Origin of the sequence: uncultured Parasphingorhabdus sp., assembly GCF_963677535.2 — a bacterium.
Taxonomy (GTDB): Bacteria; Pseudomonadota; Alphaproteobacteria; order Sphingomonadales; family Sphingomonadaceae; genus Parasphingorhabdus.
Window position 1 is genome coordinate 125,222 of sequence record NZ_CAXXUT010000003.1, and the last position, 19,423, is coordinate 144,644.

Below are 19,423 nucleotides of genomic sequence, written 5' to 3' on the forward strand. Positions count from 1 at the left end.
GCGATCGGCCCGCGCCTGTTGCACCCTAGCCCTTGAAACCCGGCGCGCGATAGATTTCGGTGCCGCGCCGGAACACGACCAGCTTCTTGAGCGTTACCGGATGGAAAAAAGCTTCGATGGCCTGTCCGCTATCGGTCCGGGCATAGACTTCATAGCAGTCACCCTCGACCTGCGTCTTGAGCAATTCCCAACCTTCCATCCAGGCTTTTTTCTTCAGCTTCTTGATCGACTTCCAGTCCTTGGTCGGGCCGGAATCGCATTTGATATCGCCATCCGCATAGGCCGGTTGCGCCAGCATCATGGTGGCAATCACTGCTGCTGCGGCGGTATATTTGCGAGAAATTTTTTTCATGTCATGCTCCGTTGCGTGCGGTGTCGGCGTCTTCGGCCAATATAACGTAAAATCCACGCTATCATGAGCGGTGCGAGATGAACCATTGCTGGCTGCCACGCCCAGTCGAGCAAAATCCAGTGAACCAGGCCGATAATCAGCGCAGGATAGACCAGCCGCTGGATATTTTTCCAGTTCCGCCCCAACCGGCGCATCGCAAAATCGAAACTGATCAGCGCCGGCAGGAGCATCAGCAGCAACGACAGCCAACCCGTCCAGATACCCGGAATCGTGAATTCTTCCAGCATCGCAACAACGCTGTTCATGTCGAATATGTAGAATATTAGATGGAGCATGGCATAGCCAAAGGCAGCCACGCCGAGGTTGCGCCGGATCTTCAGCCAGCCTTTGAAAAAGCGGTTGAGACCGAAAAATTCCGACAAAGGCCCCGGCAACATGGCCAGGATCATCAGTCGCACCGCCGTTTCGCCGCTGGGGTGCAGCATGTCCATCGCCAGCACATCGTCCTGCAAAAACGAGCGGACCATCAGAATCGCGGGAAGCGACAGCAACAGCCAGAACAGGCCCTTGATCACATGATTTTTCATACCGTGGCCCAGCGCCGCAACAGATTGTGATAGACGTGGATCAGACGGTTGATTTCCGGATCGTCATGCGGCCGATCTGGGGTCAGCGCCTGGATCGACTGGTCGAGGTCGAACAGCAGCTCCCGCGCCGAGACATCGGCCACCGCGCTCTGCATCCAGGTGATCGCGCAAATCCGTCTGCCCCGGGTAACCGGCATCACCTGATGCAGACTGGAGGAGGGATATAACACCATCTCGCCCGCCGCCAGCTTGACCGGCTGCGCACCATATTGCTGTTCTATCACCAGTTCGCCGCCGTCATATTCATCCGGGTCGGAGAGGAAAATGGTGGCAGACAGATCGCTGCGAATGGTCATATTGGCTTCGGGAAGGCGCATCAAAGCGGCGTCGCTATGCGTGCCGTAATGGCCACCATCCTGATAAAGATTGAAAATCGGCGGCCAGACTTTCTCGGCCAGAGCGGCGGAGATGAACAGGGGATCGTTGCCAAGCTTGCGCAAGATCACATTGCCCAGTTCGACCGACAGCGGATTCTGGCGAGGCAGTTGCAGGTTCTGCTTCACCCTGACCGAGCGCGTACCGGCTGAATCGGCACCGTCGATCCACTCCGCAGCCTCCAGCTTCTGTCGGAAATCCCGGACCTGCTTTTCGTCCAGAATATTTTCGATGATTGTGAGCATGGGGCCAGCCGTGAGTTAGATTGAAAGGGGGGCGACGAATCGCCGCCCCCCTTTTCTCCTATCAGAAACGTCCGGTAAGCGTTAGCGTCGCGCGCCGTTCATCTCCCTTGTAGAGGAAGTGACCGCTGCGATAACCGGCAAGATAATAATCCTTGTTAGTGAGGTTGGTCATATTGACCCGGGCCGACAGATTTTCGTTCACCTTGTAGCTGGCGAACGCATCGAAGGTCCAGTAATCCGGAACGCGGTAGGTATAGACTTCCAGCGTGCTGTCATAGCTTGCCGCATCATCCGGCTGACCGGTGAACATTTCCCCCTTGTAGGTTGCCGTCCCGCCGAAGGCGAAGGCCTCTGTCGCCTGATAGCGGAGCTGTGCCGAGGCCTGGGTGTTGGCAAAATTGCTCAGGCGGCGACCGATCTTGTCGGCGTCGTTCGAGTCCGTAATTTCCGAGTCCATGAAGGTTACCGACGCCTGACCGGACAGTTTCGGCGTAATATTACCGACCAGCCCCAGTTCGATACCACGTACGCGGTTCTCGCCGGTATTCAGGCTTCCGCCCGCTGCATAATCGTCGCCGGCCGATTCAAACACATCGCTCTTGGTGATTTGGAAGGCCGCAGCGGTGAGCATCAGATGATCGTCGAACAGATCCGCTTTCACACCCAGTTCATAGCTGGTCGAGCTTTCCGGACGTCCGTCACCAATGCCCGTTCCGTCATCGACGCAGATTCCGCCATAGCCGCAGTTTCCGCCCAGATCGGATTCACCACCATTGATATTCTTGGCCGTCCCCCAGTTGAAATAGACGTAGACTTCTTCCATCGGCTTCACACCAATACCGGCATGGCCGTTCCACAATGTGTCGTGATAGCGATAGCCGGTTTCGGTGCCTTGGCTAACCACGTCATTGTTATAGTCAAACGCATCGACCCGAACGCCGCCATGAACGGACAGCCACGGATTGATGTCGACCGTATCCATCAGATAGACGGACATGGTTTCCACCTGCCAGTTGCTGTCGACGGAACCGAAAGCGATATCACGTTGCACGATATTGTGGATATCGCTGACGATCAGCTCCCGGTTTTCATCGGTGATGCAATAGGATGGGCTCAATCCGCCGCGTCCGGATGTGACACAATTGGTCGCTCCGTTATTGGTCAGGTCATAGGTGCCATTGGCGACCTTGAGATCGGAATATTCGACACCGGCAACCAGACTGTGCGCGATCGAGCCGGTTTCAAACTCGCCAAGAATGTTGAGCTGGTTGACAAAATATTCGACCTCCTGATTGCCCTGGTGGGTGCTCAGCGTAACCGGCGCGAATGTGTCGGTATCGGCGTCATAGGCTCCGCCTCGCAGTCCGGTCAGCACATAGCCGTTGGACGTTTCGCCATAGCGAGTGGAATTGACGATCGTGAAACCCTCGAACGGCGTAATGAAGATACGGCCGGTGAACGTGTCGACGTTCGTGTTGAGAAAGTCTCCGGTCTGGGTGTAGTTCGGCACATCGTTCCACGGACCATATACGGTTACATCGTCCGGACCGGTGCCGGTCGGCCGCGGCACATAACCGCCCAGGTCCGGCGTATCGTCGGCTTCCAGATGATAATAGTCGAGCAGCACCCGCACCGTATCGTTCAGCCGGAAGCTACCCGAAATTGCCGCACCGATGCGCTCGCGATCGGAGAAATTGCGGTTCGGCGCTTCGTCATAGCCGTACAGCAGATTGGCTCGCAGCGCGATATCGTCGCTCAGCGCCCAGTTGCTGTCAAGGGTGACACGATAGAAATCGTCGGTGCCGATACCCAGGTCGATGCGGTTGAAATTATAGTCGGTGCTGGCCTGTTTGGTGATCGAGTTCACCGCGCCGCCGGTCGAGCCGCGACCGGCGAAGGAAGAACTTGGGCCCTTGGTGATTTCAATCTGTTCGACCGCAAAGGTTTCGCGGGTCGTCATGCCGGGGTCGCGCAAACCGTCGACAAAAACGTCGCTGCGCGCTTCGTGACCGCGGATGATGTAACGGTCGCCAAAGGCATTGCCGTTTTCACCGGTACCGACGGTGACACCGGGCTGGTTATCGAGAATATCGCGCAAATTGGTCGCGCCCTGCTCGTCGAGCTGGCTTTCGGTAAGCACGGTGATCGTTGCCGGCGTTTCCGACAGCGGCTTCACCCGGCGCAGATCGCCCGAAACGCGTGCTTTATAGGGGGCACCCTTCTGGGTGTAGGGATTCACGTCAGCGGCATTATCCTCGATCTGGAGCGTTTCCAGCTCCACTTCTTCCGGTTCGGCATCCTGCGCCAGGGCCGGCGCGGTCGACAGCGCCGTGGTCAAGCCAAGCGCAACAACCGCACTGCGCTTGCTGAAGCTCGAGCGCCGCAGGCTTGTCGGCCTCTGCATTTGGGACATGTCTTTTTTCATCGTGAATCTTCCTTTGTTTCAACGAGTTCGGAGGGAATAATCAATCGGCAGCGAGATCGTCACTTTGTCCCGCTGCATGGATTCGGGCATTGCCGGCAAAGGCGCGACGCGCTGCATCAGCGCCAGAGTGGCCTGATCCAGAATATCATGGCCGCTGGATCCGGTGATCGACACATTGGAAATATTGCCGGTGCGATCGACCGTGAAGCGGACCTTGACCACGCCTTGCTGCCGGGCCTTGCGGGCTTCGGTGGGATATTGCTTGCGCTGGTTCAGATGCGCGCTGACCATTGCATAATAATTGGCCCGCTCTTTCCTGGCCTTCGGGCTGTTGCCGGCGCTGTCGCTGGGAGCGGATCTGGCCGCGGCAACCGGTGGCGCCTCGCTTCGGGCGGGCGTCGCGACTGCAACCGGGGTGATGGCGGCCTGCTGGACCGGCCTGACCGGGGTCGGGTTCTGCTTCGGCTCGGGTGGCAACAGGACCGCGTCATCCGGCAACGGTGCGCGCGCCGGCGGGACCTCGAACGGCAGGGCCTGCTGCGGCGGGATATATTCCGGCTGCGATGCGGGCGTCGGCTCAGACATGGCCTCGCTCGCACTCGCAGGGGGAAGCTCCACGAGGACCACCGGTTCAGGGATGGGGCGGTCGTGCGGAGCCTTCCACGCCATGGCCGCCAACCCGAGAAAGGCATGAGCGGCCACAGCCATGGTAGCGGCGACCACCCAGCGACGTTTTTCGTCTGTACTGAGCGTCACCATCGTCATTTGGCCGAACCCGATTCTGCGCCCACCAGAGCAACGTGCAGATAACCAGCAGAACGCAAGGAATTCATCGCGCCCATGATCGTGTCATAGGTGATGCTCTTGTCAGCGCGCAGAAAAATGCGTTGCTCTCTGTCGGACCGGGTGGCGGTTTCGATCGCCGCCCCCAGACCGGCTTCGGAAACCGGTGTTTCATTGACCAGAAGATTGCCATCGGCCTGGATCGAGAGAAAAACCGGCTTGTCGGGCTTGGGCGCCGCATTGGCGGTTGAGACCGGCAGATCGACCTTCACGTCGACCGTCGCCAGCGGCGCAGCCACCATGAAGATGATCAGCAATACCAGCATCACGTCGATGAACGGCGTGACGTTGATGTCGTGATTTACCGGGAGGTCATCGCTATTATCGTTAAGCCGGATCGACATCGCATCAATCCTTCTTGATCTTCACCGTACCGCGGCTGAGATCGCGCGATACCAGCCGCAAAATGGCAGCGGCCGTGTCCGAAACAAGCGCGCGATAGGCAGATATCTGGCGGGAGAAATGATTGTACATGACAACGGCAGGAATGGCGGCAACGAGACCGAGCGCCGTCGCAAGCAAGGCTTCTGCAATGCCGGGCGCCACTACCGCGAGATTGGTGGTCTGCTTCTCGGCGATGCCGATGAAGCTGTTCATGATGCCCCAGACCGTGCCGAACAGTCCGACAAAGGGAGCCGTCGCGCCGATGGTTGCCAGAATATTGACGCCGCGTGTCATCTTCCGGGACAGAGCCGCTTCATAGCGCTCGAAGCGGGAGACAATACGCTCTTTGACACCGTCGCCGTCCTGCAAGGCATCGGCAGACAGGGCGAGTTCGGTTGCCGCTTCCTGAACCAGAACCGTTTGGGACAGTGCCGGATCGCTGCTGGCGTCTTCCAGCGAACGCAAACTTGCGACCTGCCTGTGCACGACCCTTTCCGCAGCCATTGCCTTGCGCAATTCCGAAAGCTTGGCAATGAATATCGTCCAGCTGACCAGCGAGGCGATGATCAGGCCGATGATAACGAGCTTCACGATCCAGTCCGCCTGAGCGAACATGCCGCCTACGCTCAGTTCGACAGGGATTGTCGAGGGGGAAGCGGCAGCAGCTGCCGCCGGTGCCAGCAACACTGCAATTGCAACGGATTTCAGAACATGTCCCATAAGTCTCTTGACCACTTTCGCCAGCTGTTATGTCTCATGCGAATCATTCGCATCGACAAAAGGCCAATTACAGCTTCCTATTGCTATTGCAAGTGATTCTCATTAATTTACTGGTCATGAACCGGGAGCAGAAAATGTCGCGAACCCGGACCTCTCAAACGAGAGACTTTGCGATCGGCCTGCCGGCCCGTAAATGCAGGAAATGTCTGCACATATTCTGCCATGTCTCCCTCCTCGACGCGAGATCGACCGGGATTCTCTGAAGCTCCTCTTTCGAAATCGTGCGGATGAAGATGTACAAACTTGATTGCTCGCGCCAAACCGTTAGGGACTTGAGGATCCGCGAACCGTCTTTTTACCCCCAATTACGTAAAGATACAGACATAGATGAACTATTTCTACAATTGCTACAATCTCGCGATCGATAGCGAAATGCCCTTATCCGAAATGGTCGCCTTGCCCGATCGGCCGACAGCGATTGATGTCCGCATCGCGCAAGGCGCAGTCGATCCGGATGGACTGGACGGCGCCGAACAGGTCGGTCCCTTCTTGTGGGTTTCCCCCACTGCCCTGCAATTGCACATTCCGGATGTGGCCCGTTTTCTGGTCAGCAACGGTAATACCATTCTTTACGATCCGGCACCGGGGATTGATGAGGACAGCGTTCGGGTATTCATGCTCGGCTCGGCGCTGGGTGCGCTTCTATTCCAGCGGGGCTATCTGGTTCTGCACGGCAATGCTGTACAGATTGGCGACGGCTGCATCATCTGTGTCGGCCATTCGGGCGCGGGAAAATCTACGCTCGCTGCCGCATTCATGCAGCGGGGCTATAACCTGCTTGCCGATGATGTGGTTCCAATCGGCAATGACTGTCATGCCATCCCCGGCTTTCCCCGGATCAAGCTGTGGCAGGATGCGGCCGACAAGCTGGAAATCGACACGACGTCCCTCAGCCGGATCCGTCCGGATATGGAAAAATTCAATCTACCGATTACCGAAAAATTTGTGCCCAAGCCGCTGCCCGTGAAGCATATCTATATTTTGCGCAGCGATGACGAAAAGGGTTTTTCCTCCTCCCCCATCAAGGGCTTGCAAAAATTCCCGGCGCTGCACGCAAACACGTACCGCCAGAAATTTCTCGACAGCATGGATTTGCGGTCCGATCATCTTAAGCTTTGCGGGAAGCTCGCCGGGCAAACGGCGATTACCCGGATCTTGCGCCCGCGCCAGGGTTTTGAAATCGATCAGCTGGTCGATCATATTCTGGCTGACCTGTCCGAAAGCGTCTGAACGTGGGCGCGATCTACTGGCTGTCCTCCTATCCCAAATCCGGCAACACATGGTTCCGTGCGTTTCTGCAGAACCTGCAACAAGATGGCGATGCGCCGGTCGACATCAACGAACTGCATACCGGGTCGATTGCCAGCGGCCGCAGCTGGCTGGACGAAGTTCTCGGCTTTGATACGGCCGACCTACGGCACGACGATATCGATGCCTTGCGGCCTGCTGTATATGAATGGAGCCTGCAGTCACCCGATCTGGAATATCACAAGATCCACGATGCCTATACGTTCCTGCCCTCGGGAGAGCCTTTGGTCAGCAGCAAGGCGACCCGCGGCGCGGTCTATTTTGTCCGCAATCCGCTTGATCTGGCCTCATCCTTTGCCAATCATTTACAGTGCAGCGTCGACAAGGCGATCGAGCGGATGGCTTCGCCGGACATGAGCTTTGTCAAATCGGAAAGAAAGCTGAACAATCAGGTCCGGCAGAAATTGCTCAGCTGGTCCGACCATGTGCTCAGTTGGGTCGACGCCCCCGGGCTCAATCTGGAGATTCTGCGCTATGAAGACATGCTCGGCGACAGCCTGGCCACCTTCACCCGGGCAGCACGCTTTCTGGAATTGCCGCATGACCGCCCGCGGGTCGAAAAAGCTCTTCATTTCAGCCGTTTCGATCGCTTGCAGGAACAGGAGAAAACAGACGGGTTCAAGGAAAAGCCGGCCAATACTCCTTCCTTCTTCAGGCAAGGCAAGGCCGGCGGCTGGCGCAACGAACTGAACGAGGAACAGATCGCCAAGATTATCGCCGACCACGGACCGGTGATGCGGCGGTTCAACTATCTTGATCAGAGCGGTGTCCCGCAATAACTCCGGGCATAGGGTCGCGCGGTCCGGCGATCCATCCGCCTAGAGCTGCGCCAGAAACCCGCCGGTCAATGATTGCGGCAGACTGCCGCCGAAGCCAGTATTCCCCTCGAGCAATATTGGCCCGTCAGGGGTCAGCACCCAGTCCCACGCGATCGCCCAGAACTCGGAAAAAGCGCCATGGGCCGACAGACTGTGGCCAATCAAAGCTTGCCAATCAGGCAGCGGCCGCGGGCCACCGATAGCTTTCAGCATATCCCGCTGACTCTGCCGCACTGGCTCCGGCAACGGCAAATTTCCAGCCAGCGGCTGCACCAGTCCGCTGTCGGCGTCGACGGGCAAGATGACATAGGTATCGGGGCGATCCGACGGCTTGCGCTCGGCCGGGATTTCCAGTGACGCGCACATAATCGCGATATCCCGTCCGTCTTGAAAGGTGATGCAGCGGACGGTGATTGCACGCCCGTCCGGCACCAGCGGGGCAAGCTGCGGATGATTTTGCAGCGCCGGCTGCACCAGAGCATGATCGCGTTCCAGCAAGGATTCCCACGCCGCTATTACCGATTGCTGGTCCGGCAGCGCCTCTCCCTCGAACATCCGGCCTTCAATCGTCTGCTCGGTTTGCCAACATTCAAAAGCCCCGAGACCGCGGTTGCCCGACCTGCTTTTGCAGAACAGGTGGCGATGCGCATTCAAGGCATCGAGAAAATCCAAGCTTGCGGTGCTCGAAACGGTCGCCAGGATCGGCGCCATCGGTATCCCGCGTGACAGCAGGATGCCCGTCGTGACAGCCTTGTTTCCCAGCCGCGAATATTCGTGCGACGATATCGGCTGGCGACTGTTCCGCCACCGGTGAAAAGCGGCGATATGGCGATCGCTGACAAAATTCCACAAGCATCCGGGGTGTTCGACAAGCCCGAAGCGATAAACATCGGCGGGTGGCATGCAGGCTCCGATGCTGAGACGGACGAGCCGGAAAAACTGACGGTATACCGGAATGCCGCGTTCGTCCCGAACCAGGCCACCATATCGGCGCAGCACCCGGAACAGCGCCAACCAGCCGTACAAAGTGGCCCATTTCAGCCACAATATTATTTCCAGAATCAGATAGAGTGGTTTTGGCAGACCCGGCAATGCCGTCCAGAATATTTCCCTGTGCGCTGCCAATTGCGGGCTACTTGCAAACAGATAGCGCCAGCTGATCATCCCGTGCGGTATATTGCGCCGCCACAGTTCCCGGCGAAGCACGCCGCACAGTTTTGCCCATCCGCTAGGCAACCGATAGACCGTGCAGCCAGATGTTTAGCCATTTCAGGGAGTTTGTCTGCCGCCTGATCTGGATGCCTTCCATTTCATTACAACCGCCTGACTCGATTCGCTCGATCTTTGTCCGCCATTTCTCGTGATCGATCATGTCCGCCAGCATCGGGTGCAGATCGGCATCGACCCGCTTCATATTCTCGACAATATCGCTGGTATCGTGAATAGGGAGAGCCTGGCGTTCTCCCATATATTTCGAACGTTTCCACGCCACCCGATCCGGCACCGTTCCGGTGATGGCCCGGCGATGCAAATAGCGCCCCATCCCGCCCGGCCCCGCCCGTTCGACAATCGGCGTGGACAGATATTGCTGCACCAGCCGTTTGTCCCAGAGCGGCCAGCGATAGTCGATGCCATAGGATGCAGCCATCAATGTGCAATTCTCGAGCCGCGTCGGGACATAGGCCATCTTCAACAATCCGCCGATGATCCAGTCATTATGTTTGCGATGGACAGCATCATAGCGGGCGGTTTCCATATATTGCCGATGTAGGTCATAGCGGGCGACAATCTCGTCGCGCAAAGGCTGCTCGGGCCATCTTTCCTTCCAGACGGCAAGGAAGGTCGGATTGTATCCGTCGTTTTTCCGCTCGGCATAGATCCGCCTGAGCAGCCGATATATCCGCATCGGCAAATTGCCCTTCATCACCTCTATCGCGGCCTTGTAGGCGCCCTTGTCGACCAGTTCCCTCTGGATATGGTTGGCATAGTTGGTGACCACTTCATCGCCACCATAGCCGGAGAACAACGTCCTGATGCCGTAAATTCGACATTGATCATAGAAAGGCCGGTGGGTCGTCGCATTGCCATGCTCTTCCGGATAGCCGAGAATTTCCAGATCCTCCCGGATATGCTCGTCCGCATAGTTGATCTGCCCGTAATTGGATGTGTTGATATGGTTGTGGACGATTGACACAGCCTGGCTGGTTTCCAGGATATGGGCGGGTTCCTCTTCTGAAAGCGCGAAGCCGAAACTGTGCAGGCGGTCCCCCGGCACGCCAAGAAATTTCCCAAGATATGCGGTGATTGTCGCGGAATCGATTCCGCCACTATTCTCCGTCCCGAGCGGATAATCGCTGACCATCTGGGAGCGCATCGTCTCCTCGAGAATTTCGCGATAGGCCTCGACACGCGCCGGGTCGCGGGTGAACACATCCGGCGCATCATCCCGCCAATGGTGGTAGCGCCGCAATTCCGGCTGGCCATTGCCGATGCTGAGCGAATGGCCGCCCGGCAATTTCATGATTTCGTGAAAAGCCGTGCGATCCTGGCTTTTTGACTGGCCGATAACATAGCGCGCAATCCAGCCGGGATCGGGCGTGGGCCGGGCATTTTTCAGCTTGAGCAACGCCGCCGGCGTAGAAGCGAAGACCAGACCCTGTGCATGCGGCCAGTAGTAGAAGGGTTTTATGCCGATCGGATCGCGAGCCAGAAATGCCGTGCGCTTTTCGCTATCTATGATCGCCAGCGCGAAGTCACCGGCAAGCTTTTCCGGCAGGCTCTCTCCCCATGCAAGCCAGCCGGCAAGAACCAGCCGGGCGTCGGGCGTTTCATCAAGCGGCCGGTCCAGCGCCAGCTGGGCCGCCAGTTCGTCACGATTGTCCAGCCGCCCCCAGAAGGCGACGCGGAACCGGTCTGCCACCAAGGGTACTGCATCGATATGATGCGACGAAGGCGTGTTATATATATCCGCCTCAACCAGCAGGCTGTGTTCGTCGCGCCGGAAACCGCTCACATCCGGTTTACAGCGGGGATAAAGGGCGGAAATCCAGACCTCCGGCGCAACCCATGCTTCGACCGGCGGAGAATTGTCATAGCAAAGCAGACCGGCAAACATAGATCGGGGCACACCTGTATTGATTATTCCCGCGAGACAACTAGGGCGATATCTGCTTGCATGCCAGCGCTTTTCACGTCCCGCTACCGCTCCTTCTCGCTCGCCGCTCGTATTGATTGCCAGCCAGACTTGGCTTTGATATTGCGATAGCAAATCCAACCATATGAGGCTTTTATGAGCGAATTAAACTTCGATAGTGTCGTCCAGCGCAATCCTGAAATGGTGTCCGCCGACATGGATGGCGAAATGGTAATGATGAGTATCGAAGACAGCGCCTATTATGGATTGAATGCGGTGGGCTCCGATCTGTGGGAAGCCATGGAAAAACCTGTCAGCGTGACCGCCCTGTGCGATCGGGTTACCGAAAATTTCGACATCGACCTTGCTACCTGCCGGAGCGACGTCATGGAATTACTGACCGATTTGCGCGCACGCAATCTGGTGCAACTGGCAGCGTAGCGGAAGGGAGGGTTTCTCTCCGGTTGCAACGGACATGATCAAAACCCTGAAACGAAAATTTGATACGGCTACGCAGATGCCGCTGTTATTCTACCTCTGGCTCGGCCCGGCATGGGTGCTGCTGGGGCTGAGCCGGCTGGTCATTCTCACGGTGACGTTCAAGCGTTTCGCGCACTGGCTTGGGCTGCACGATGGCCTCGCCCCGCGCACCCCCTTGACCACGGCAGAACAGGCAAAACGCGCACGAGCGATCAGCAGCGCCATCATTGTCGCGGCCAAATTTGCGCCATGGAAGGCCAACTGCTTCCCCCAGGCGATCACCGCCCGGCTGATTCTGGGCCTGTATGATATCCCCTATGCCCTCTTTTTCGGCGTGACGCGTAGCAAACAGGAGGAAGACAGGGGTGCGATCAAGGCCCATGCTTGGGTTGTATCAGGCCGGGTAAATGTCACGGGTGGGCGCAGCTTCGGACAATTCACATCGGTAGGCTGTTTCGTATCGAAATAGACCCGCCGCAGCTAGCCACCCTGCGGACAATATCCCGTTATCGCTGTCCCGCCGGCACGGGATCGGGCAACCCTGCTCAATGGATTTTTCTTCCGTCCTTTCCTGTTATTTCGAACAGAGACCGTTTGAGCCGAGCCTGTCACCAATGATCCATTCCCCGCAAGAGAGGTGACCAAATTGGACCGTACTGGGGGATTTCTGGGAGAAGCCAGCAGCGGCGGGTGGAAGATTCTGCTGGCCGGCGTCATCGGCATGATATTGGGGATCAGCGCCCTTCCCTTCTACACTCTGGGCGTTTTCGTGCAGCCAGTGGCCAATGATTTCGGCTGGTCCAGAACGATGGTTGTCTCCGGCCTGACTTTCCAGATGGCCGGAACCGTGCTGGTGGCCTGGCTGGCGGGCTGGATGATCGACCGCTACAGCGTACGGAAGATCGCCCTGCTCAGCCAGGCGGGCCTTGCTCTGGCTTTCCTGCTGCTAGCGTTGCAGGATGGCTCGCTCTGGCTGTGGCAGTTGAACTGGTTCATACTGGCGCTTCTGGGCATCGGAACGTCCCCGATGAGCTGGTCCCGCGGCATAGTCGAACGGTTCGAAAGCGGTCGTGGCCTTGCCCTCGGCATTGCCCTGTCGGGCAGTGGTATCACTGCCTTTGCTGGACCGCCGCTGATCGAAGCGATTATCGAGGCATATGGATGGCGCGCGGGTTTTTATGCTCTGGCTGGCGCCGTCACCCTGATCGGAATTCCCTCCACATGGTTTCTTTTCCGGATCTCTGACCAGAGGGAAGCACGCGGAGCCGCGACGACAGCAGTCCCGTTGACCGGGCTGAGCTTCAAACAGGCGCTTCTGACGCGCTATTTCTGGCTGATTCTCCTCGCATTTTGCACGATCACCTTCGCCGTGAGCGGAACCATTCCCAATCTTGTGCCGATCATGCAGACAATGGGGATCGGACAGGCCGCTTATTATGTGAGCCTGATCGGCATCGCGATTATCATCAGCCGTCTGATCAGCGGCTATCTGATCGACCGCTTCTGGGCCCCCGGTGTGGCTGCCATGCTGGTTCTGATCGCAGCCGGTGCCTGCGGGTTACTTTCCCAAGGCATAGCACCGGCCTTCGCCGTCATCTCGCTCGGCGTAGCCGCCGGAGCCGAGTTTGACCTGATCGCTTTCCTCTGCGCCCGTTATTTCGGCATGCGTGCTTATGGTCGCATCTACGCCTGGCTCTGGGCCGGCTTTGCTCTCTCGACCGGCACGGGATCAATCACGATCGCCTATTTCCTGGAAACAGGTCTTGGCCCATCCGGCGTCATGCTCGCGGTTGTCGGTGCCCTATTCATTGCAGCAGCAGCACTGCTGGGGCTGGGACGCTATCCGGACCCCCGGCAATGGGAACAGCCAGCCTGACCGGCGGAAAAGTCGTGTCACCGGGCATAATATCCACAACCGCTTCCTCACGGTTTTCCCGGGAACCAGTATCCGGTCCGGCTTCAGTTTCTTGTCGAATGGGGTGCCGTCCCGGCCAATGTGTCCGGACTATCTGTCCGTGAACTCGAAGGCATAGCGCAGTCCGATACGGCCGACAAATCCGTCATAATCGCGCACCGGGATATTCGATGCATTGCTGACAAAGCCGGCTTCGGCAAAAAGCGAAACCTGGTCCCAGGCTTGATAGTCCAGCCCCGCAACGGCGCGGATATGGGTGTCGGAGCGCTTGGCCGGATAGAGCTGCGAGAAATCATCCTCATAGTCGCGCTGCACCACGGACATACGACCGAAGCCAGTGAGGCTTTCGGCCAGCGGCGTGCGGCCGACCAAGCGAAAGCCATATCCCTTATAGCTAAAGCGATTGTCGTCTGCGTCATGCTTCAGTCCAAGCAATGAGAGATTGAAGGAGGTCGGGCCGCCCTTGGGGCGCCAGTTGTGGCGCAATTCGACCAGCCACTCGGATTGGTCAAAACCGGTGAAGCGATCCTCGGACTGGTTGCGGAAACCGTAGCGCAGGCGCGCCGTGGTCGTATGCTCCCGGGAGTGCCGATGGATGAGCTGCGCTTCTGCCCGCGGACGATCGAACACGCGGCCGTCATCCCCCAGAACATATTGATATTCGGCGCCCAGCCGCAGTTTGGTTGCCGCATTCTCTCCGAGCGGGAAGTCGGCCCGCAGCCCAGGTCCGAATGCATAGCGGTTGAAACGGCTGTCTTCCGGATAGACGGCGACTTCTGCGCCGAAGTCCAGAAGCAACGGCCCCATGTCGTAGCCAAGCCGGACTTCGCTTTCCAGGACGCTGGCGATGCGATCCTGATCAATGCCGTTCTCGATAATATCGGCCGGTACGACATCCCGCCCCGCTGCGACTTCTACCGTGGCAAAAAACTCGCCGTCGTCAGCCATGGCTGCACCGCTGAAATTTGCCGCGATAGCGAGTGTCATTATCGGAAATGCTGGTTTCATGAGCTTGTGTCACTTTGTGTCGAGAGAGAAGGTTGGCGAAACGATTTGGCCTTCCGGTTGATCGGAATGGTCAAGACGGATTCTAGGGTGAACCAGGCGCGCATGGCCCGGAACAGGATATATTCGGGTAGCGCCAGAAGCGCTGCGGGCTTGCCGTTGATCAGGATGGCGGCCACCGCCACCAGCATCGGAGCGCCGATCAGCACGGCGGCAATAGCCTGCCAGACCAACGGACTGGTCGGGTCGGTATCGGTGAAGAACTGGAATATGCCAAATAGCAGGATCGGCACCATCATCGCACGGCGGGCCGAATTCAGCAGCATATAGGGCAATACCAGCTTGCCCCGGATGGTCATGGATGACGATGTGATGATATCCTGGCAGCGCGAGGAGACATGATAGACCGACCGGAACCAGCGCAGCCGCTGCTCGCGCAGATGCGCAAAACTGGTCGGAACTTCCGAAACATAGCGCACCCGATGGTCGACAATCGCCCGATATCCCATTTCGCCGATCCGCAATGACATATCGGTATCTTCGCCGTTCATCCCCGAAGCAAATTCGCCTACGCTTTTCAGCGGTTCGGTCCGGTAGACAGCGAACATGCCGGGCACTCCGACGAGCCCCCAAAGCGCGCTCAGCGCCGGTGAATAATAGCCATGTTTCACCAGAACCTCGACCAGCCGGGCGCGGTCGAACATCGCGCCACCGGGCGGCATGGGAATACCGCCGACCACGCCTATTTCCGCATCGGAAAAATTCTGCACCGCAAGGATGATATTGTCCGGTGCAATCAGTGTGTCGGCATCGATACGGATGGTGATCGGATGACTCGCTTCCGCTATCCCGCGGTTGAGGGCATGGGCCTTGCCGCTTTTCGCGACATGTATGATCCGTCCCTGCAAGGCGGTTGCTTCTGCGATCGCCTGGCGGGCTACTGCTTCCGTCTCGTCGGTGGAGCCGTTATCGAGAATGATCAGTTCGACAGTTTCGCCATAGTGCCGGGCAGCCGCGTCGATGTGCCGGATGGTTTCGGCAATGATATAGCGCTCGTTAAACGCCGGCACGATGATGCTGACGGGCGAGCGGAAATCATCCTCGGCATCCAGCCGCCGTTCGATCATGCTGATCAGATAAAGCTGGAAAAAAAGCAGCGGCAGAAACAGGAGGACGCCCGGACCAATGCCGCCGAGCAGGGTGATATCCCGCAATCCCTTTACCACGGCAAAATCGGAATAGCCGACAAAACCGGAAAGGGCCGCTGCAATGACAGCCGTCGCAGCCAGTCGCAGAACCGGGCGCAGGTTTTCATGTTCGCCGATTTCCATGTCCGCTTTCTCCGGCATCGACCCGCGCTCCAGCAACATCAGCGAAAACAGGCCGAAACCGATCAGCCCGGCAATGATCTGCACGACGGCCAGGGCATAGGGGTCGCCGAAGAGCGACAGGAAAATCGTGTTCAGCAGATCGAGCAGACAACAGATCAACAGAAAGCGCAGGACAAGATCGAAGGCGAAAAGCAGCCGCGCAACGGCTGAACCACTGCCGAAGCAGGCAAAGGCGATGTAGAAGGAAACGATATAGGTACGGATCGCTATGGAATGCTGCCCGGTATAAGGCGCAAAAATATAATCCCGCTGAGGGAAAAGCCAGTCGAACCGGCCCGTACCAAAGGCCCAGAGCTGGAGTAAGGCCAGTAGGCAAAAGGTGAGCAGCATGGCCGGCACGCGCAACGGCGATACCGAGGCAGCCAGTCCGCGCGGGCGACTGTCGACCGATCCGAATTGGGCCTCACGCCTGGAATCACTGGTGAGCGGTATGGTCAACCATCAATTCCTGCAGTATCGGGCAGCGCTTCGTCGCCGGCTATGGACACAAGGAGTGCCACAGCCGAGCTGGACAGCGTCACGATCTCCCCGACCGGTCGGGCGATTACGCCGCCGTTGCGATCCTGCGACTTGTAGACAATCCAGTCACCGGGCTGAACGCCTTCTTTTGCGATTGCGGCAACAATGTCACCGCTGACAATGCGTATTTTTGCAGCCGTAGGGCCAGTGACGAAGGACAGGCCACGCGGATCCAGTTGCCCCAGCAATTGAGCGGCAGCCTGAGCGTCGACCGCGGTCTCCATTTCGCCAAGCAGCGCAACCGTATCGACAGCCGCCAGTTTTGCGCGCAAAAGCGAAAGGCTATCCGACGCGCGTTGTTCTCCGCCTTTCAGCACGGTTGCCGGCAGCAACTCGGCAACCGACTGCCGGTCGGTGCCGCAGCGATTATAGTTACCGTCTCCCGAGGCCAGCGATATCTCGATCTTGTTGTCCGCTTTGTGAAAATCGGCGGGCAGCGCTATCGACTGGCTGACTCGTTCGGTTTGCGGCGACAGCCGCCGCGAAAACAGCATATGGTCATTGAGCGCGACGGTGAGGTCATAAGGGGTGTTGCTGCCAGCTGGTCCCACAGCCAGACGCAGGTCCAGCGCAGACGGCAGTCTCTGGTTCGGCAGATCCGTAACGCTATAGTGATAGCGCCAGCTGGTCTGGCGATCGAACTTCCGCATGCCGCGATTGACATTCTTGCCGGTAAACGGAATCGGATAGGCAGGCTGGACAAACACATCGCTATAGGGTTTCGCTTTTGCGGAGAGCTTCGTCAGAGCCGCGCTGTCCAGACCATTCGGACCGAAATGCAGCAAATATCCCTTTTGCACCAGCCGGGCGCCATGCACCAGCGATACCAGCGCCTCTTCATTTCCGTTGCTTTTGTTCCAGGAAACCGGCACCCGGCCGCCCCACAAGGCGAGTCGATCGCTTGTCGTCTCGACTGCCTTGGCAAGCTCGAGCCGCAACCCGCTCTGGGGTTTGATCTCGACCACGGCGGCGATGGAGTCATTGGGAGAACATTGCGCAATCTCGCCACGACCCTGCAGACTCAATCCAACGTCAAGAGCACCCGAGGACAACTCACTGGCGGTCAGTTCGATTTGGGCTTTCTGTTCGCCCTTGACCTGATTTAGAAGAATGTCGGCGCGTTTGACCCCGTTGATCGACACCCGCAGAACACCTTCAACGCCTTCGGCGACCCGGCTCGAATACAGCAGTTCATACCGCCCGTTGACCGGGCGGGCATCGGTCGGCAAGTGGAAAACCAGCCCGGTGTAGGAAGGCAGCCCGCTGAGAATGAGCGGCGCGTCGGAATCCTGCCCTGTCGTGAAAACGCTGGTCCCGCTGGTATCAGATCCGAGACCGGACGCGCCTTCATAGTTGGAGAATTGCTGCTGCTCGCCGCCACTCAGCTTGGTCCAGCCGGATTTGAATGCGCCGCCCTGGCCCAATAAAATGAGCACACCGGCCAGCACGAAAGCCAGCAATCCTACACCTACTAATCTCATCTCATATTTCTTTTCGGTTTGTTGTTAAGCTGCTTTTTGGCATTGCTGCTGGCCCTGCGGGTCGTCATCGCCGCTTTCGGTATCTGCATTTTCCTGTCCCCCCAGCGCATTCGACCGGTCTTCATTCCAGGCCGTGCGTGCAGGGATTTTGTCAAGATTGATCCGGTCCTTGTAGCGCGATGATATTTCGATTGTATCGTCGAGCAGTCCCGCCGCGAGCAAGATCGGATCGAGGCCCAGCGCCCGCAAATGCCGGTTGCTGACATTCAGGTCATTTTCTTCCGCTTCCTTGCGCGGGTTGGGCACATAGGCAATTTCCGCACCGGTGATCGACGAAACCAGCTGCGCCAGTTCCTTGACCCGCAAGGTTTCCGCAACCTGGTTGAGGATCTTCACCGGACTGCCGGCTGCCGGCGGATTGTTGACGGCCAGTTCGACACAGCGAACCGTATCCTGAATATTGATGAACGCGCGCGTCTGGCCGCCCGTACCATGGACCGTCAGGGGGTGGCCGACTGCGGATTCCACCAGGAACCGGTTCAGCACCGTGCCATATTCGCCATCATAGTCAAACCGGTTGACCAGCGCCGGGTGACGACGGGTCTGGTCGGTCTGGGTACCCCAGACAATGCCCTGATGCAGGTCGGTGATGCGCATCTTGTCGTTGTTGGCATAAAACTGGAACAGCAGCTGATCGAGCGATTTGGTCAGATGATAGACGCTGCCCGGATTGGTCGGATACAGGATATCGCGCTTGTGCCGCTGTCCCTGATCATCGGTCACTTCAACCGGCAGATAGCCCTCGGGCAATTCGAAACCGGCACCGGAATAACCGTAAACACCCATGGTGCCGAGATGCACCAGATGGGTGTCCAGCCCCAGATCATTTAGTGCCACCAGAACATTATGCGTAGCCGACAGGTTATTATCGACCGTATAGCGTTTTTCCTTCGGGCCGCGCATCGAATAAGGTGCCGCGCGTTGCTCGGCAAAATGGACAATCGTATCCGGCCGCAGTTCCGCGAGAAAATCACAAAATTCCTGATATTCCCGGGCAATATCGATAACGGCATAGTCAATCCGGTTGCCGGAGACTTCTTCCCATGCCTCGACCCGGATATCGATCGGTTCGATCGGGGTCAGACTGCGAATACCGAGTTCAAGATCAATCCTGCGACGCGACAGATTGTCCAGGATGGTCACATGATGACCCAGGGAAGACAGATGCAAGGCTGTCGGCCAGCCGCAAAATCCGTCACCACCAAGCACAAGTATTTTTTTGCCGTTCATAAGATAAGGCCCCATTCTTCAAAGATTATCGT

At 57.9% G+C, this 19,423-nt stretch carries 18 protein-coding genes; 5 read left to right on the forward strand and 13 right to left on the reverse strand.

Translation table 11 applies throughout. The features are described 5' to 3' along the window. Window positions 1-25 precede the first annotated feature (25 nt). From ACHZCJ_RS07580 to exbB, 7 genes are all read right to left on the reverse strand, one after another. Entirely contained in the window at window positions 26-352 is a 327-nt protein-coding gene (locus tag ACHZCJ_RS07580; RefSeq protein ID WP_159640074.1) for a PepSY domain-containing protein, read from the reverse strand. After that, window positions 349-939, reverse strand: a complete 591-nt coding sequence (locus ACHZCJ_RS07585) for a ferric reductase-like transmembrane domain-containing protein (protein WP_321325268.1) — start codon at window positions 937-939, stop codon at window positions 349-351. Before ACHZCJ_RS07585 ends, ACHZCJ_RS07580 begins: the two co-directional genes overlap by 4 nt. Next, window positions 936-1,619, reverse strand: a complete 684-nt coding sequence (locus ACHZCJ_RS07590) for a Fe2+-dependent dioxygenase (protein ID WP_321325271.1) — start codon at window positions 1,617-1,619, stop codon at window positions 936-938. Before ACHZCJ_RS07590 ends, ACHZCJ_RS07585 begins: the two co-directional genes overlap by 4 nt. Window positions 1,620-1,680: 61 nt before the next feature. After that, complete coding sequence (locus tag ACHZCJ_RS07595) at window positions 1,681-4,044, reverse strand: TonB-dependent receptor domain-containing protein (protein ID WP_321325273.1); 2,364 nt, start codon at window positions 4,042-4,044, stop codon at window positions 1,681-1,683. An 18-nt stretch (window positions 4,045-4,062) separates the two neighbouring features. Then, window positions 4,063-4,809: a TonB family protein gene (locus tag ACHZCJ_RS07600; RefSeq protein WP_394700071.1), complete on the reverse strand. Its 747-nt coding sequence runs from the start codon at window positions 4,807-4,809 to the stop codon at window positions 4,063-4,065. Beyond that, entirely contained in the window at window positions 4,806-5,231 is a 426-nt protein-coding gene (exbD, locus tag ACHZCJ_RS07605; protein WP_321325277.1) for a TonB system transport protein ExbD, read from the reverse strand. The genes ACHZCJ_RS07600 and exbD overlap by 4 nt, the downstream gene beginning before the upstream one ends. A 4-nt stretch (window positions 5,232-5,235) precedes the next feature. Beyond that, a complete protein-coding gene (gene exbB / locus ACHZCJ_RS07610; RefSeq protein ID WP_321325279.1) occupies window positions 5,236-5,991 on the reverse strand; it encodes a tonB-system energizer ExbB in 756 nt (251 codons plus the stop codon). Between the two features lie 387 nt (window positions 5,992-6,378). Between exbB and ACHZCJ_RS07615 the strand changes: the two genes are divergently transcribed. Both ACHZCJ_RS07615 and ACHZCJ_RS07620 read left to right on the forward strand, forming a co-directional pair. Continuing rightward, entirely contained in the window at window positions 6,379-7,281 is a 903-nt protein-coding gene (locus ACHZCJ_RS07615; RefSeq protein ID WP_321325281.1) for a hypothetical protein, read from the forward strand. 2 nt (window positions 7,282-7,283) lie between these two features. Then, window positions 7,284-8,138: a sulfotransferase domain-containing protein gene (locus ACHZCJ_RS07620; RefSeq protein WP_321325283.1), complete on the forward strand. Its 855-nt coding sequence runs from the start codon at window positions 7,284-7,286 to the stop codon at window positions 8,136-8,138. A 39-nt stretch (window positions 8,139-8,177) separates the two neighbouring features. Here ACHZCJ_RS07620 and ACHZCJ_RS07625 read toward each other — a convergent pair whose 3' ends face one another. Together ACHZCJ_RS07625 and ACHZCJ_RS07630 are read right to left on the reverse strand one after the other, a co-directional pair. Beyond that, window positions 8,178-9,413: a sugar-transfer associated ATP-grasp domain-containing protein gene (locus tag ACHZCJ_RS07625; RefSeq protein WP_321325285.1), complete on the reverse strand. Its 1,236-nt coding sequence runs from the start codon at window positions 9,411-9,413 to the stop codon at window positions 8,178-8,180. Beyond that, complete coding sequence (locus tag ACHZCJ_RS07630; RefSeq protein ID WP_321325286.1) at window positions 9,406-11,292, reverse strand: asparagine synthase-related protein; 1,887 nt, start codon at window positions 11,290-11,292, stop codon at window positions 9,406-9,408. Before ACHZCJ_RS07630 ends, ACHZCJ_RS07625 begins: the two co-directional genes overlap by 8 nt. 174 nt (window positions 11,293-11,466) lie before the next feature. Between ACHZCJ_RS07630 and ACHZCJ_RS07635 the strand changes: the two genes are divergently transcribed. The 3 genes from ACHZCJ_RS07635 to ACHZCJ_RS07645 all read left to right on the forward strand — a co-directional run bounded on the left by ACHZCJ_RS07635 (window position 11,467) and on the right by ACHZCJ_RS07645 (window position 13,666). Then, entirely contained in the window at window positions 11,467-11,751 is a 285-nt protein-coding gene (locus tag ACHZCJ_RS07635; RefSeq protein WP_159647804.1) for a lasso peptide biosynthesis PqqD family chaperone, read from the forward strand. Window positions 11,752-11,785: 34 nt separating this feature from the next. Continuing rightward, window positions 11,786-12,259, forward strand: coding sequence for a lasso peptide biosynthesis B2 protein (locus ACHZCJ_RS07640; protein ID WP_159647803.1), 474 nt, complete (start codon window positions 11,786-11,788; stop codon window positions 12,257-12,259). A gap of 168 nt (window positions 12,260-12,427) precedes the next feature. Further along, a complete protein-coding gene (locus ACHZCJ_RS07645; protein WP_394700072.1) occupies window positions 12,428-13,666 on the forward strand; it encodes an MFS transporter in 1,239 nt (412 codons plus the stop codon). A 129-nt stretch (window positions 13,667-13,795) separates the two neighbouring features. Here the strand turns inward: ACHZCJ_RS07645 and ACHZCJ_RS07650 are convergent, their stop codons facing one another. From ACHZCJ_RS07650 to ACHZCJ_RS07665, 4 genes are read right to left on the reverse strand one after another with little or no spacing between them, the layout of a single operon-like run. Next, window positions 13,796-14,692 carry a DUF2860 family protein gene (locus ACHZCJ_RS07650; RefSeq protein WP_321325292.1) on the reverse strand — a complete coding sequence of 299 codons (897 nt, stop codon included), beginning with the start codon at window positions 14,690-14,692 and terminating at the stop codon, window positions 13,796-13,798. Window positions 14,693-14,709: 17 nt separating this feature from the next. Then, window positions 14,710-16,539, reverse strand: a complete 1,830-nt coding sequence (locus ACHZCJ_RS07655; protein ID WP_321325294.1) for a glycosyltransferase family 2 protein — start codon at window positions 16,537-16,539, stop codon at window positions 14,710-14,712. Next, window positions 16,536-18,101 (reverse strand): hypothetical protein, encoded by a 1,566-nt coding sequence (locus tag ACHZCJ_RS07660; protein WP_321325296.1) that lies wholly within the window; start codon window positions 18,099-18,101, stop codon window positions 16,536-16,538. Before ACHZCJ_RS07660 ends, ACHZCJ_RS07655 begins: the two co-directional genes overlap by 4 nt. 24 nt (window positions 18,102-18,125) lie before the next feature. After that, on the reverse strand, window positions 18,126-19,391 hold the full coding sequence (locus tag ACHZCJ_RS07665; protein ID WP_321325298.1) for an NAD-dependent epimerase/dehydratase family protein: 1,266 nt from the start codon (window positions 19,389-19,391) through the stop codon (window positions 18,126-18,128). Between the last annotated feature and the right edge of the window lie 32 nt (window positions 19,392-19,423).